15 protein-coding genes are annotated in these 14,220 nt (G+C 69.8%); 9 read left to right on the top strand and 6 right to left on the bottom strand.

Annotated elements, in window-relative coordinates:
* Positions 1-32: 32 nt before the first annotated feature.
* Positions 33-3,185 carry an ATP-binding protein gene (locus G406_RS0116860; RefSeq protein WP_028934731.1) on the bottom strand — a complete coding sequence of 1,051 codons (3,153 nt, stop codon included), beginning with the start codon at positions 3,183-3,185 and terminating at the stop codon, positions 33-35.
* An 88-nt stretch (positions 3,186-3,273) separates the two neighbouring features.
* On the opposite strand from G406_RS0116860, the gene G406_RS0116865 reads away from it, so the two are divergent.
* From G406_RS0116865 to serS, 3 genes are all read left to right on the top strand, one after another.
* Positions 3,274-3,843: an NADPH-dependent FMN reductase gene (locus G406_RS0116865; RefSeq protein WP_028934732.1), complete on the top strand. Its 570-nt coding sequence runs from the start codon at positions 3,274-3,276 to the stop codon at positions 3,841-3,843.
* A complete protein-coding gene (locus G406_RS0116870) occupies positions 3,840-5,030 on the top strand; it encodes an MFS transporter (protein WP_037077070.1) in 1,191 nt (396 codons plus the stop codon). Before G406_RS0116865 ends, G406_RS0116870 begins: the two co-directional genes overlap by 4 nt.
* Positions 5,031-5,242: 212 nt before the next feature.
* The gene (serS, locus tag G406_RS0116875) at positions 5,243-6,502 is read left to right on the top strand and encodes a serine--tRNA ligase (protein ID WP_028934734.1); all 1,260 of its coding nucleotides are present in this window, start codon (positions 5,243-5,245) and stop codon (positions 6,500-6,502) included.
* A 40-nt stretch (positions 6,503-6,542) separates the two neighbouring features.
* Here the strand turns inward: serS and G406_RS0116880 are convergent, their stop codons facing one another.
* Together G406_RS0116880 and G406_RS0116885 are read right to left on the bottom strand one after the other, a co-directional pair.
* A complete protein-coding gene (locus G406_RS0116880) occupies positions 6,543-8,201 on the bottom strand; it encodes an acetolactate synthase large subunit (protein ID WP_211241176.1) in 1,659 nt (552 codons plus the stop codon).
* 75 nt (positions 8,202-8,276) lie between these two features.
* The gene (locus tag G406_RS0116885) at positions 8,277-9,161 is read right to left on the bottom strand and encodes an NAD(P)-dependent oxidoreductase (protein WP_051342222.1); all 885 of its coding nucleotides are present in this window, start codon (positions 9,159-9,161) and stop codon (positions 8,277-8,279) included.
* 75 nt (positions 9,162-9,236) lie between these two features.
* Here G406_RS0116885 and G406_RS0116890 point away from each other — a divergent pair, with 75 nt between their 5' ends.
* Positions 9,237-9,602 (top strand): winged helix-turn-helix transcriptional regulator, encoded by a 366-nt coding sequence (locus G406_RS0116890; RefSeq protein ID WP_028934737.1) that lies wholly within the window; start codon positions 9,237-9,239, stop codon positions 9,600-9,602.
* Between the two features lie 4 nt (positions 9,603-9,606).
* On the opposite strand, the gene G406_RS0116895 is transcribed toward G406_RS0116890, so the two are convergent.
* Genes G406_RS0116895 through G406_RS0116905 form a run of 3 tightly spaced genes read right to left on the bottom strand, consistent with a single transcriptional unit; the run spans position 9,607 to position 10,678 of the window.
* Positions 9,607-9,831: a type II toxin-antitoxin system HicA family toxin gene (locus tag G406_RS0116895; protein ID WP_028934738.1), complete on the bottom strand. Its 225-nt coding sequence runs from the start codon at positions 9,829-9,831 to the stop codon at positions 9,607-9,609.
* Entirely contained in the window at positions 9,828-10,046 is a 219-nt protein-coding gene (locus G406_RS0116900; RefSeq protein ID WP_028934739.1) for a type II toxin-antitoxin system HicB family antitoxin, read from the bottom strand. The genes G406_RS0116895 and G406_RS0116900 overlap by 4 nt, the downstream gene beginning before the upstream one ends.
* 47 nt (positions 10,047-10,093) lie before the next feature.
* Positions 10,094-10,678 carry a Uma2 family endonuclease gene (locus G406_RS0116905; RefSeq protein ID WP_028934740.1) on the bottom strand — a complete coding sequence of 195 codons (585 nt, stop codon included), beginning with the start codon at positions 10,676-10,678 and terminating at the stop codon, positions 10,094-10,096.
* A gap of 69 nt (positions 10,679-10,747) precedes the next feature.
* Here G406_RS0116905 and G406_RS0116910 point away from each other — a divergent pair, with 69 nt between their 5' ends.
* From G406_RS0116910 to G406_RS0116925, 5 genes are all read left to right on the top strand, one after another.
* A complete protein-coding gene (locus G406_RS0116910; RefSeq protein ID WP_028934741.1) occupies positions 10,748-11,599 on the top strand; it encodes a DUF5753 domain-containing protein in 852 nt (283 codons plus the stop codon).
* A gap of 9 nt (positions 11,600-11,608) precedes the next feature.
* A complete protein-coding gene (locus G406_RS55730) occupies positions 11,609-11,776 on the top strand; it encodes a DUF397 domain-containing protein (RefSeq protein ID WP_084216132.1) in 168 nt (55 codons plus the stop codon).
* A gap of 5 nt (positions 11,777-11,781) precedes the next feature.
* Complete coding sequence (locus G406_RS0116915) at positions 11,782-12,588, top strand: Cof-type HAD-IIB family hydrolase (protein ID WP_028934742.1); 807 nt, start codon at positions 11,782-11,784, stop codon at positions 12,586-12,588.
* A gap of 97 nt (positions 12,589-12,685) precedes the next feature.
* Positions 12,686-13,285, top strand: coding sequence for a phosphatase PAP2 family protein (locus G406_RS0116920; protein WP_425414599.1), 600 nt, complete (start codon positions 12,686-12,688; stop codon positions 13,283-13,285).
* Positions 13,279-14,220 (top strand): decaprenyl-phosphate phosphoribosyltransferase, encoded by a 942-nt coding sequence (locus tag G406_RS0116925; RefSeq protein WP_156934951.1) that lies wholly within the window; start codon positions 13,279-13,281, stop codon positions 14,218-14,220. Before G406_RS0116920 ends, G406_RS0116925 begins: the two co-directional genes overlap by 7 nt.

Raw genomic sequence — 14,220 nt, forward strand, 5'->3', positions numbered from 1 at the left:
GTCCGAACGGCTTTGTTGCGTTGTTGCACGGATCAGGAGAGCAGCCAGGGCGGCGGAACCACCGGGTGATAGCGGCAGTGGGCGCCGGTGGAGACCGAGGCGTCCAGGTGCTCCGCCAGCTCCGGATGGCTGCCGCGCAGGCGTTTGAGGGTGTCGCGGATGCGCGCGGTGACGGTCTGGCGGGCACGTTCGGTCTGGTCACCGAGCCGCCGGGACCGCCCGCTCAGCCCGGTCGCCCTGCGCAGCTCGTCCAGCAGCGCGTCGCGTTCCCGGTCCAGCTGCGCTGCTCTCCGGTCGGCCGAGCGGTCCAGCGCGTCGTTGATCTGCGCCTCCAGTACCCGCAGCCTGGCGCGGTAGGCGGACCGGGCCGCGTCGTCGATCATCGGGTCCGCGCCGAGCCGGGCCGGCTCCCGACCATCGCCCGGGGTGAGCAGCTCGACGGCCGGCACGTCCTTGCCCGGCCGGGTGAGCAGCGAGTGCAGGTCACGCATGCCCTTGGCGTCCTTGACGTGCGCGGTGCGGCCGGCGAACCGCACCGTCCACACCTCGCCGTCCAGCCGGAAGACCGACTCCGAAGCCGCCGCCGGATCGGCCGGCCGCTCGGGGGCCGGGAGCACCCGGTCCAGCATCGCGGACATGCCCAGCTCCGCCGCCTCCTCACGGGCGGAGGCGGCCTCGGACGCCGCCCGTCCGAAGTCGCCGCGCGAGCGCAGGGCGACGGCGAGCCGGGCACGGGCCATGACCACCCAGGGACGCGCACCGAACCGGCACGCCGACCCGACCGCCGTGTCGAACCCGGTCACCGCGTCGTCCCAGCGCCCCTGGGCCAGGTCGAGCTCGGCGAGCCAGTGCCGCATCGAGCCCCACACGACCCCGCCACCGGCGAACACCGCCCAGCTGTCCGCGACCGGCAGCAGCTCCGCTCTGGTCTGCTCGCACAGCACGTCATCGCCGCTGACCACCGCCAGCTGTGTGCGGTACACCAGCCAGGCCGGTCTGAACTGTCGCGGCATCCGCTCGGCGTAGCGCTCGATCTCCGCGAGCCGGGCGTGTGCCTTCTCGACATCGCCCTCGTAGGCCGAGGTGACCCCTTCGAGGAACCCGACGAACGGATCCTCCGGGTTGGCCGCTCGCGCGCTGGCGGTCGCGTTCTCGACGTCCCCGCACAGCAGATGCGCCGCCCACATCTGGTCGCGCCACATTCGACGCGCGTCGCCCTCCTCGACGTCGACGCCGAGCACCAGCGCGTCGTCGAAGAGCTGCCTCGCCCGGGCGAAGTCACCGTGCAGCGCGGCGAACCCGCCCCGTCTCGACAGCGCGAGATAGCGGTGCCGGGGCAGCCGGGTGCGCTCGGCGAGCGCTTCGAACCCGGCGAACTCGCGGTACGCCGCCGGTGATCCCTGTTCCAACAGCGCCACCGAACGCAGGAACGACGCGAGCGATTCGAGCTCGAGGTGCCCGGCGCGCCGTGCGGCGGCGGTCAGCTCGTCCAGCAGCTCGACGCGTTCGGTGGCGGTGCCAGGGCGCCATTCGGCATCGTGGCGGGCGAGCAGGCACCAGCCCAGGGTCTCGTCGTCGCCGGCCGCGCGCGCCCGCGCCACCGCCTGGACGCTCAGCTCCGGTCCGCCGGAGACGTGCAGTGACTGGTGAGTGCGTGCCATCGCCGCCGCGGCGAGCACCCGGGCCGCCAGCGCCGGGTGCTCGACGGGTGCGGCATCGAGCCGGCGCCGCGCGTCGTCCAGCAGCTCGACCTCGGTGAGCGTGTACGGGTCCGGGTTGCCCAGCCGCTGCTGACCGAGAGCCGCCGTTGCGACCAGGACCGCGTCGTCCGTGCGGCGGCCCATCGCGGTGAGCGCCCGGAACGTCTCCCGTGCCTCGTTGAGCTCGCCCGCCTGGTCGAGCTGGTCGGCCAGCTCCAGCATCACCGTGGCGTCGGCGCCGCCGCGCAGGTTCAGCGCCGACCGGTAGTGCGTGACCGCCTCCTCCGCGGCCAGCCGGGACCGAGCGTCCCGCGCCGCGGCGAGCAGGAGGTCCGCCGCGACTGTCTCGCTGATGACCGGCACGGCGCGTTCGGCGTGATAGCCGAGAAGTCCCGGCCGCCCGCCGAGGGACGGATTGGCCCGCAGCCCGCGCACGATCGCGGCGTGGGTCTCGCGTCGACCGGTCTCCGACTGACGCCGGTAGAGCGACTCCCGGACGAGGTCGTGCACGAACGCGTAGCGACCGGCACCCGCTCTGGTCACCAGCCGGGCGGTCACCGACGGTTCCAGCAGCCGGTCCAGCTCGTCGGGGGCGGCCCCGGCGATCGAGGCGAGCAGCGCGGTCTCGAAGTCGTGGCCGAGGGTCGAGCAGAGCGTCAGCAGCTCGTCGAGCCCGTCCGGGAGCAGCGCGAGGCGCTGGGCGACCGCGTCCCGCACGCCGGAGGTGACCGACGGCCCCAGCTGCGCGGTCTGCTCGATGAAGAACGGGTTGCCGCCGGTCCGGCGATGCACGGCGTCGGCCAGCTCGGCACTCGGTTCCGTGCCGGTGGTCCTGGCGATCAGCGCGCCGACCTCGGTGGCGTCGAGGCCGGTCAGCCCGACCGTGGTGGCCCTCGACAGCATCGGGGTGAGCAGCGGCCGCAACGGATGGCCCGGCGCGTCGAGCTCCACGTCCCGGTAGCTGGCGACGACCAGGATCGGCTCGAACCAGGCGTGCCGGACCAGGAAGTCGAGCAGCCGCAGCGACGCCGGATCGGCCCAGTGCAGATCCTCCAGCACCACCAGGATCGGCTGGTCGCGCGCCGAGGTCAGCAGCAGCGTGGTGAACGCGTCGTGCAACCGGAACCTGGCACCGTCGGTGACGTCCTCGGCTGTTCCGTACTCACCGAGCAGCGGCCCGATGTCGTGGCCGGCCGCCGCCGCTGCCTCCGACCACTCCTCGGTCCCCGCCGAACGGGCCAGGTTGCGCACGACCTGCACCCACGGCCAGTACCCCGGGGCGCCGCCGTCCTGCCAGCAGGACCCGCTGAGCACCCGCACGCCGCGCTGCCTCGCCTCGGCGGCCACCTCGCCGAGGAGCGACGTCTTGCCGATCCCGGCCTCGCCGGTGACGAACACCAGCCCACCGTGGCCGGACAACAGACCGTCGACCTCGGCGCGCAACAGCTCGACGGGATGTGCCCGTCCGATCAACTCCGGCGACATGCGACTCCATCGCGACTCGCGAGATCCGATCTCGCGAACGGATCTCACGCCTTCAGTGCGAGAGCAACCGAGACTAACGGAGGACATCATGAGCACCGAGCGGAAAATCCGGCTGGCCGTCATCATCGGCAGCACCCGGGAGGGCCGGTCGGGCACGGCGATCGCGCGCTGGTTCGTCACGCACGCCCAGCCGCATCCGGCTTTCGACCTCGATGTCGTCGACCTGGCCGAGCTGCCGCTGCCGAACCCGATGCCCGCCGAGGCGACGCCCGAACAGCAGGACTGGGTGGCGCGGGTCGACCGGGCGGACGCCTACGTGGTGATCACTCCCGACTACAACCACAGCTTCCCGGCGTCGCTGAAGCACGCCATCGACTTCCCGTACCAGGAATGGGCGGCCAAGCCGGTGGGTTTCGTCTCCTACGGCGGCGTTGCCAGGGGCCTGCGCGCGGTGGAGCAGCTGCGGCTGGTGTTCGCCGAGGTCCACGCGATGACCGTGCGCGACGGGGTCAGCATCTCGGTGAACGACGGGCTGGACGAGGCGGGCTGGGTGCGGGACCCGGCCGCTGTCGGTGCGGTGAAGACCATGCTGGACCAGCTCGGCTGGTGGGCGCGGGCACTGCGGACCGCGCGGGTCGTTCACCCGTACGGCTCATGAGCACCGTGACGGTTCGCCCGGTGTCGCCGGTCTGGCTGGCGCTGCTCGCCGGCCCGCTGTCGTTCGGCATCACCGGTCCGACGCTGGTGCTCGCCGAGATCGGCAGGGACCTCGGCGTGGGGCTCGCGGCGGCCGCGGCGGTCGTCACCGCGTTCGGCTGGGGCATCTCCGTCGGCACGCCGCTGTCCGGCGTGCTGACGACCCGGCGCGGGCACCGGTCGACGCTGCTGGCCTCGGGTGTCGCGCTGCTGCTCGGTTCGGCGCTCGCGGCGTTCGCGGCGCTCGGTGGTGGGCTGGCGATGCTCGTGCTCGGTGAGGGGCTGACCGGGCTCGGCTCGGCCGGGATGACGGTGGTGGCGCTGCAGCTGGCCGCGACGCCCGCCTCGATGGGTGTGGTGACCGCGACGCTGGCGATGGTCGGCGCGCTCGCCCCGCTCATCGGGACGTCGCTGTCCTCGGCGCTGGCCTGGCCGGTCGTGCTGGTGCTGCCGCTGCTCAGCCTGCTCGCGGTGCCCGTGGCCTGGCGGGTGCCTTCGGTCCGCGCGGACACCGGTTCCGCGGACCTCGTCGGGGCCGGGCTGCTGGTGGCGTGGGTGACGGCGTTGGTCTTCATCGCGCACCGGCCGGTGGTCGCGGTGGTCGTCGTACTGGTGGTGACGGTGTTGTTCGCGCTGCACATACGGCGGGTCCCGGACGGGGTGGTGCCGTCGGCGCTGCTGCGTTCGCCCGCGTTCCTCGGCGCGACCGGGCTCGCGTTCGCCCTGGCGGTGGTCAACTTCGCGCTCGTCTACGCGGCGCCGGTTCTGCTGGCTGCCCGGACCGGATGGAGCAACGCGGAGCTGGGGCTGGTGCTGCTGGCGCCGTATCTCGCCGGCGGGTTGCTCTCCTGGTTCCTGGTGGCCTTCACGTCGCGGCTGCGGTCATGGCTGCTGGTGAGCTGCCTGGTCGGCGGCTCGGCCGTTGCCGTTCTGGCGGTCTTCGTCGGCGGGTGGGTGTCCGTTGCGGTGATGCTCTGCGGGATGGGCGTCGGCTCGCTGTCGGCCGCGACCGGCCAGGGCGCGCTGGGTCTGCGCGCCGGGGCGGCTGTGCCGGACCGTCTCCGCCCGACAGCAATGGGCCTGTTCACCCTCTTCTACCTCCTGGGTGCAGCCTTCGGTCCGGCGATCGCCGTGGTGCTGACCGCGTGAAAGTTGGCTCCGCCAGTCTCCGAAGGGGTTCCGGCGAAGGCCGGCGTAGTGAATGTCCGCAACCAACCTCGCCCACGACCAGGGCGGCTCCCATGGTGGGCACAAGCGCGCGCCCGGCGACGAAGGAGCTTGTTTTTCTGGGAGCATCCCCGAAGCGAAGCGAGGGGGTGGTCACAGAAAAACTCCGCGCGGGACAGGCCTAGGCTAGACCTGTGATCGACCTGAAGTTGCTGCGTGATGACCCTGAGGCGCTGCGGAGCTCGCAGCGGGCCCGGGGAGCCGACCCGAGTGCCGTGGACGCGCTGCTGGCCGCCGACGAGCGCCGTCGGGAAGCGGTGGGGCGGGCGGACACTCTGCGCGGCGAGCAGCGGCAGCTCGGCAAGAAGATCGGCAAGGCGCGCGGCGACGAACGCGACTCGCTGCTGGCGCACGGCAAGGAGCTGGCCTCGGCGGTCAAGGCGGCCGAGGTCGAGCAGGGCGAGGCCGACCAGGCGCTCACCGACGCGCAGCGCGCGCTGCCCAACCTCATCATCGACGGGGTACCGGAAGGCGGCGAGGACGACTTCGTGGTGCTCGACCACGTCGGGACGCCCCGTGAGTTCGACTTCGACGTGCGCGACCACGTCGAGCTGCTCGAAGGCCTCAAGGCACTGGACAGCGAGCGGGGCGCGAAGGTGTCCGGCGCCCGGTTCTTCTTCCTCACCGGTATCGGCGCGCAGCTGCAGCTGGCGATGCTGACGCTGGCGATGAACAAGGCCGTCGCGGCCGGGTTCACCATGATGATCCCGCCGGTGCTGGTCAAGCCGGAGATCATGGAGGGCACCGGGTTCCTCGGGGCGCACGCCGCCGAGGTGTACCGGCTGCGCGACGACGACCTGTACCTGGTGGGCACGAGCGAGGTGCCGCTCGCCGGGTACCACTCGGACGAAATCCTCGACCTGGAGTCCGGGCCGAAGCGCTACGCGGGCTGGTCGACGTGTTTCCGTCGGGAGGCCGGCAGCTACGGCAAGGACACCCGAGGCATCATCCGGGTGCACCAGTTCGACAAGATCGAGATGTTCTCCTACTGCCGTCCCGAGGACGCCGCCGACGAGCACCAGCGACTGCTCGCCTGGGAACGCGAGATGCTCGCGGCCGTCGAGGTGCCGTACCGGGTGATCGACGTCGCCGCCGGTGACCTGGGCGCGAGCGCGGCGCGCAAGTTCGACTGCGAGGCCTGGGTGCCGTCGCAGCAGCGTTACCGCGAGCTGACCTCGACGTCGAACTGCACGACGTTCCAGGCCCGTCGCCTCAACACCCGCTATCGCGACGCCGACGGCCGCAACCAGATCGCCGCGACCCTCAACGGCACCCTCGCAACGACCCGCTGGATCGTGGCGATCGTGGAGAACCACCAGCAGCCCGACGGCTCGGTCGTCGTCCCCGAGCAGCTGCGCCCCTACCTGGGCAAGGACGTCCTGTACCCCTCGTGAGTGTTGAGTATGGCTATAGCCACACTCAACACTCACGAGGTCAGAAGGGGCCGGTGAGCTCGCCGAGGCGGTCGGTGAGGCGCAGGTTCTCCGAGTAGTCGACCGGGCAGGCGATGATCGAGACGCCGTCGTCGGCCAGTGCCTCGCGCAGGGTCGGCAACAGTTCGTCGGCCGAGCTGATCCGGTAGCCGCGCGCGCCGAAGCTCTCCGCGTACTTGACCAGGTCCGGGTTGTTGAACTTGACGTTGCTGTGCCGGCCCAGCTCCAGGTCCATCTTCCACTCGATCAGCCCGTACGAGTCGTCGACCCAGACCAGGACCGTGAGCGGGATGTTCTCCCGCACCGCGGTCTCGATCTCCTGCGAGTTCATCAGGAACGCACCGTCGCCGACCGAGGCCAGCACCTTGCGGTCCGGGTGGACCAGGTGCGCGGCGAGCGCGCCGGGCAGCGCGAAACCCATCGTGGACAGCCCGTTGGAGATCAGGCACGTGTTGGGCGCGTAGGTCGGGTAGAGCCGCGCCATCCACATCTTCACCGCGCCGGTGTCGGCGAGCACGATGTCCTCCCGGTCCAGCGCCGCGCGCGTGTCGGCCACGACCCGCTGCGGGACCAGCGGGAACCGGTCGTCGGTCGAACCCCGGTCCAGCTCGTCGGTGAGCAGGCCCCGGATCTTCCCGGTCCCGGTGCCGCCGTCGAACGGACCGGCGACCGCGTTGCCCAGCGCGATGAGCGACCGCGAGATGTCACCCTCGATACCGACCTCGACGGGATAGTGGTCGTCGACCTCGGCGGCGAACCGGTGCACGTGGATGATCTTCTTGTCCGCGCCCGGGTTGATCTTGACCGGGTCGAACTCCTGCAGCTCGTAGCCGACCGCGACGATCACGTCAGCGGCGTCGAAACCGAAGTTCGCGTAGTCGTGGCGCATGAAACCGACCGCGCCCAGTGCGAGCGGGTGGTCGTCCGGGAAGACTCCCTTGCCGTGGAACGTCGTGGCGACCGGCACCTGCCACTTCTCGGCGAGCGCGAGCAGCTCGGTCCCGGCGCCGTCCCTGGCCGCGCCGTGCCCGGCCAGCAGGATCGGGGCCTTCGCGGCGCCGAGCACGGCGGCCGCGCGCAACACCTGCGCGGGCGAGGGTTCCTCGGCGCGCACCCGGTTGATCGGCAGCGGCTTCGCACCGACCGGGATCGGCGCCGCCTCGACGTCCTCCGGGATCGCCAGGTAGGTGGCGCCGGGCCGTTCGGTCTGCGCGGTCTTGAACGCCCGGCGGAACATCTCCGGCACCGCGGCAGGCGCCGGGACCAGCTCGGACCACTTGGTGATCGGCCGGAACAACCCGACCAGGTCCACGACCTGGTGCGACTCCTTGAAGATGCGGTCCAGTCCGACCTGGGCGGACAGCGCCAGCAACGGTGTCGAGTTGGTGGTGGCGTCGGCGACACCCAGCTGCAGGTTGATCGCGCCGGGCCCGAGCGTCGCCGAGCACACCCCCGCCTTGCCGGTCAGCCGGCCGTAGATCTCGGCCATGAACGACGCGGCCTGCTCGTGCCGGGTGAGGATGTAGCGGATCGACGACTCGTTGAGCGCATCGATGAGCCCGATGTTCTCCTCGCCCGGTATGCCGAATACGTACTCGACGCCTTCGGCTTCAAGGATGTCGACGATCAACTGCGCGATGTTCCGGTCTGATCCGCTCACGCCGCCCCAGCGTAGGCCTCCGGCGGCACGAATGTGGCTATGGAGACGCTCAATGTCCCTAAAGCCACATTCGTGTCATACGTTGATGACTTCGATCAGGGCACCGATGTCGTGGTTGCCGTGGCCGGAGGCGACCGCTTCGGACATCAGGGTGTGGATGCCGGTCAGCAGGTCGGGGCGGATGCCCTGGTCCCGTGCGGTGTCGAAGAAGTTGCCGAACGCGGCCAGCTGCATGGCGAGTGGCGAGGTGACGTTGCTGTCGTAGTCGCCGCTGTCGATCTGTTCGGCGGCGTGCGTGAGCGACGGCAGCATCGCCCGCAGCATCGGTTCGAGCAACGTCATCAGCTCGGTCGCCTTGATCCCGTCCGGCCGGACGAGACCCACCGCGTGCAGGAATCCGGCGAACATGCCGTACATGCCGCTGAGCAGCGCGATGTCGTGCAATGCCGCGACGCCCGGGTCCGCGCCGAGGTGCAGCGGCGTGCCCAGCGCGCCGAAGGTGTCGCGGTGCGCGGCGAATACCTCCGGGTCGCCGCTGTAGAGCGTCATCGCGTCCGGGCCGCCGATCATCGGCGGGACCGCCATGATGCCGCCGTCCAGGTAGCGCGCGCCGTGCCCGGCCGCCCACGTCGCCATCGCGCGGGCCTGCGCCGGGGTGCCGTTGCACAGGTTGACCAGCGTCGTGCCGGCCAGCCGGTCCTCGGCGCCGCGCAATGCTTCGTAGGCGACGTCGTAGTGCAGCAGACACACGACGACGAGCGGGCTCGCCTCGATCGCCTCGGCGACGGTCTCGGTGCGGGTGACGGTGGTCAGGTCGGGGGCTCGGCCCGGAGTGCGGTTCCAGGCGGTCGTCGGATGGCCGGCGGCGGTGAATGCCCTGGCCAGCGCGCTGCCCATGACGCCGAGCCCGAGGACGGTGACAGATTCTGGGACAGGTTCTGGGACAGGTTCTGAAGTCATGGTGTGATCGTGGATCGAGCTATAGGATCGGACAAGTACGGACTAAATAGTGCGGTACTTACCGAAAGGTGAGTGATGAGCAAGACCTGCGAGACGTTCGTCTGCGGCATCGACGCCGGCATCGACGTGGTCGGCGGCAAGTGGAAGGTGCTCATCCTGTGGGAGCTGCACCATCACGGCTCGATGCGGTTCGGTGCGCTGCGCAGGGCGCTCGTCGGCGTCAGCGAGAAGATGCTGATCCAGCACCTGCGCGAGCTGGAGCGCGACGAGGTCGTGCACCGCGAGGCCTACCACGAGGTGCCGCCGAGGGTCGAGTACTCGCTGACCGACTACGGCAAGACCCTGAACGACGCGCTGGCTCCGCTGGGCGCGTGGGGCAGCGACCACAAGGACCGCCTGGAGGCGATCCGCCGCAGGGAGAAGGAAGCCGCGGCGACCTGAGCGGTCAGCTCAAGAGCTTCTGAAACTCCTGAGCGGTCACTCCCGCTTGGAGGAAGATCGAGGAAAGGGTGCCGCGCGCGACCGTGCGATGAAGCGGCACGATCGTCCGCCGGCCATCTGAATGACGGAGCTTGGCGTGACTGCCTTTGGTTGAGACGTGCTCGAAGCCGATCTTTTCCAGCGCCGCGATGATCTGCTTGCCGGAGAGCTGCGATAAAGCTGGGCTCACGCAGACAGCCGCACGTCGACCGAGGTGACCAGCGGGTGCACGAGATTCGCTGGCACCGGCTCGTCCTCGAAGTACAGCTCGAGTGCCTCACGCAGGTTCGCCAAGGCTTCCTCGATCGTTTCGCCCTGACTCGCTACCTCGACATCCAAGCAGCGCGAGACGTACCACTCGCCGTCCTTGATGACGGTGGCAGTGAACGTGACCGGGGTAGGCATGTGTCCAGCATACGGCGTTCCGTCGACCCCATTGCGGACTTGAACAGTCACAGGTAGAGGGTTCGGGTGTCCAGGGTTACCGGGAGCGGGGCCGGCACCCTGGGGAGTTGTGCGCCCGTCTTGTCGGTCAGTTCCTCGCGGTAGGTGCCGTGGACCAGGCGGTGGGCCCGGAACCGGTGCGGGCCTCGGTGGGCTGGGCTGAGTTCGACCGTCCACAGGTATTCGATGCCGGCTCCGGCGTAGCCGGTGAGCTTCAGTTCCCGCTCGTGCCAGGTGCTCGCCGGGGGCCAGACCGCCGCGGCGAGCAGCAGCGACCTTGCCGCGAGCGTGGTCCTCTGCGGCGGGGCGTTGAACACCGCGACGTCCGGGACCAGCACCGTCCGCCATGCCGTGCTGATCTCCACCGGCTCGGACGGGAGTACGTGCAGGTCCGGGCGGGACGCGGCCGACACCGCCGACCACAGCGCGTGGAACAGCGCGCCGATGACGAGCTGGTGTGCTTCGTCGCGTGGCGGTGAGGAGTGGAAGTGGCCCAGTAGTAGCTCCAGGCGGTCGCCGCCGGGTGAGTGTCTGGCCGCGCGCCAGTCGGCGACCGTGTGCGGCCCTAAGGCGTGTTCCAGCGCGGTAGCCACGTTGTCCCCGTATTCGTGCAGTCGGATGTGATATACACATTAACGCGAGTACACGAGATAAGGAAGAGCGTGTCTGAGCTGAGACTCCCACCGGCGGTGATGAAGGTGATGCTCGGCCTCGAGCTGGGCCGACAGCGGGTGGCCGCTGCTGCAACTCAACAGACGGCAGCTGAAGTGCTGCGCTGCACGCAGCAGAAGATCGCCCACATCGAGTCCGGCAGCGGGATTCGTCCTCTGGAAGCGGACGCGTTGATGGATCTGTACGGAGCCAAGGACTCTGACCGTGAGTACGTGTTGGACCTGCTGCGAGGAGCCAACCGGCGCACCAAACGCAATGCCTTCAGTACCCAGTTCATCCCGAGCATGCGGCTGTTCATAGAGATGGAAGCAACCTGCAAGACGTACTGTTCGTATCGAGACCAGGTGATACCTGGGCTGCTCCAGACCGAGGACTACATGCGAACGCTGTATCGGGTTTGGCGGCCATCACCGTCGGCCGAACAGGTCGCCCGGGACGTCGAAGCCCGCCTGGCTCGGCAGCGGGTGCTGGCTGACAGTGCGCAGACATTCCAGTTCGTTCTCGACGAAGCGGCACTACGGCGTACCGCCGGGACGCTACTTGAGATGAGAGTGCAACTGGAACACCTGGTCGAGCTCGCGGATCGACCCAACGTCGAGCTGCAGGTCGTGCCGTTCGATGCCGGCTACTACACGGGGCACTCGCACAACTTCACGATGTTCGGCTACCAGGAACGAACAGCAGTGAACATCGTTTTCCTGGAGCACTACAAGAACAATGAGTATCTGCATGATCCGAAGCGCACCGCAGAGTATTCGGAGCTGTGGGGTCACTTGCGAGCAGCTGCAAATGGGCCTGAGCAGAGCCGGCGACTACTCCTCCGGCTGAGGGATGCTCTGTAGGCTGGCCGCGTGTTTGGGCCGTGGCGAAAGTCCTCATTCAGCAATCCGGGCCAGGAGTGCGTCGAGGTTGCTGAGGCCAGTGATGCTGTTGCGGTTCGGGACAGCAAGAACCCGGGCGGTGACGTGCTCGTCTTCGGACGTGAGCAGTGGGCGGGATTTCTCGCTGACCTAGGCTGAGAGGTGTGCAGCAACCCCGCCTGGTCGCCTCCGATGTAGACGGCACGTTGTTGCCGCCCCACCCCAAGCCCACCGAGCGCACGATCACCGCCGTCGCCAACGTCCTTGCGAGCGGCACGCCGTTCGTACTGGTCACCGGCCGTCCGCCGCGTTGGATTCCGCCGATCGCGCGGTACCTGCCGGGTGTGAAGACCGCCGTGTGCGCGAACGGCGCGGTGCTCTACGACATCGCCGAGGACCGGGTGCTGTCGGCGATCACGCTGAAGCCCGAGCAGCTGCGTGAGCTGTCCGCGATCGCCGAGCGCGCCGTGCCGGGTTCCTGGCTCGCCGTCGAATGGGTCGGTGAGCGGGCGGATGACGAGATCTCCATTCCGCGCATCGAGACCGGCCGCCGGCCCAACTGGACCGACGCCTACCGCGAGGTGCCCAGGGCGCAGATGGCGGAGTCTCCGGCGATCAAGCTGCTGATTCGTCACGACGAGCTGAACAGTGACCAAATCTTCGCCGCGCTCGCGCCGCACGTCGGCGAGGACGTGTCACTGACTTGGTCGGACCCGAGCGGCATGATTGAAGCCGCCGCCGCCGGGGTAACCAAGGCGACCGGGTTGGCCGAGGTCGCCGCGGCTGCGGGGGTGGACCAGGCGGACGTGATCGCCTTCGGGGACATGCCCAACGACCTGGAGATGTTGCAGTGGGTGGGGCACGGCGTGGCGATGGGCAACGCGCACCCGGCGATACTCGCGGTGGCCGACGAGGTGACCGCGCCGAACACGCAGGACGGCGTGGCGCTCGTGCTGGAACGCTGGTTCTGAGCCGGGGCGAGGCCAGGCCGATTCGGTGCGCCGCGTAGCATCGGGCACCGCCTGACCCATCTTTTCGAGTCCGTATACAGCCTTGGAGGCGTCCGGAGTGGCCGATCCTCTGGCGGCGACCGTTCTGCTCGACCCCGGTGCCCAGAGTCAAGGGGCCCAGCGTGATCCGTCGCGTGCCGCGGAGACCAGGATTCTCGGCGCCGTGCAACAACGCCTGCGGCAGCCCGCCGTCGTGCGTACGGCCAGAGGCATGTCCCTCTTCGGTGAGCACGCGGCAGGCTGGCTGGCGATCGGTGCCGTCGGCGCGATGGCCGACGGGTCCCGGCGCACGCGGTGGCTGTACTCGGCCGCCGGTGTCGCGCTCGCGCACGGCGCGTCGATCGGGATCAAGCGGGTGGTGCGCAGGCCGCGGCCCGACGACCCGTCCGTAGCGGTGCTCGTCGGCACCCCCAGCAAGCTGAGCTTTCCCTCCTCGCACGCCAGCTCGACGACCGCGGCCGCCGTTCTCTACGGCGGGCTGCTCGGGCGGAAGCTGACCTCGGCCAAGCTGGTCGCCGCGGTGGTACCGCCGATGCTGCTGTCGAGGATGGTGCTGGGCGTCCACTTCCCGAGCGACGTCGCCGCCGGCTCCGCGCTGGGCGCCCTCGTCGGTGCGCTGGTCAAGCGCCGCATAGCGAAGAAGCAGGGCCGATCGTGACCACGACCTCACCGTCCCCGTCCTCGTCGCCGCCCGCTCCGCCGGTGGAACCGGACCGTCGTCCGGTCGCCGTCGTCGGCGGCATGATCAAGGCGATCCGGCCCCGTCAGTGGGTCAAGAACGTCCTGGTGCTCGCCGCGCCGCTGGCCGGGGCCGACCTCGGTCACGCCAGCGTCATGGTCAAGGTGGCGCTGGCGTTCGTGGCGTTCTCCATGGCCGCCTCGGCGGTGTACCTGATCAACGACTCGGTCGACGTCGCCGAGGACCGGGCGCACCCGGTCAAGCGGCACCGGCCGATCGCCGCCGGGCGGGTTCCGGTCGGGCTGGCCGTCGGGTTCGCGGTCGTGCTGTTCCTCGGCTCGCTCGCCGTGGCGTTCGCCGCGTCCGTTCCGCTGCTGATCGTCATCGCGGTGTACATCGCGGTGCAGCTGGGCTACTGCTTCGGGCTGAAGCACCAGCCGGTCATCGACATCTGCATCGTCGCGTCCGGCTTCCTCATCCGCGCCGTCGCCGGTGGCGCGGCCGCGAACATCCCGCTGTCGCAGTGGTTCCTGCTGACCGCCGGGTTCGGCTCGCTGTTCATGGTGGCCGGCAAGCGGTACGCGGAGTTCGTGCTGGCTGAGCGCACCGGAGCCAAGATCCGCCGGTCGCTGGAGCGGTACTCGGCGTCCTACCTGCGGTTCGTCTGGACGCTGTCCGCGACCGTGCTGATCATGACCTACGCGTTCTGGGCGTTCGAGATCCGCGAGGCGCACCACAACTCGGTGTGGTCGGCGATCTCCATCGTCCCGTTCGTCGTCGCGGTGCTGCGGTACGCGGTGGACGTCGACGGCGGCAAGGGCGGCGAGCCCGAGGAGATCGCGCTCGGCGACCGGGTGCTGCAGGTGCTCGCGCTGCTGTGGCTCGCGGCGCTGTTCGTCGCTATTTACATCTGA

This window comes from Actinospineispora spinosispora DSM 44797 (assembly GCF_000429025.1).
GTDB lineage: Bacteria > Actinomycetota > Actinomycetes > Mycobacteriales > Pseudonocardiaceae > Pseudonocardia > Pseudonocardia spinosispora.

Bases quoted from the DNA above. Each gene is read 5' to 3' on its own strand.
- G406_RS0116860 (WP_028934731.1), bottom strand. From the start codon at position 3,185: ATGTCGCCGGAGTTGATCGGACGGGCACATCCCGTCGAGCTGTTGCGC.
- G406_RS0116865 (WP_028934732.1), top strand. From the start codon at position 3,274: ATGAGCACCGAGCGGAAAATCCGGCTGGCCGTCATCATCGGCAGCACC.
- G406_RS0116870 (WP_037077070.1), top strand. From the start codon at position 3,840: ATGAGCACCGTGACGGTTCGCCCGGTGTCGCCGGTCTGGCTGGCGCTG.
- G406_RS0116885 (WP_051342222.1), bottom strand. From the start codon at position 9,161: ATGACTTCAGAACCTGTCCCAGAACCTGTCCCAGAATCTGTCACCGTC.
- G406_RS0116890 (WP_028934737.1), top strand. From the start codon at position 9,237: ATGAGCAAGACCTGCGAGACGTTCGTCTGCGGCATCGACGCCGGCATC.
- G406_RS0116900 (WP_028934739.1), bottom strand. From the start codon at position 10,046: ATGCCTACCCCGGTCACGTTCACTGCCACCGTCATCAAGGACGGCGAG.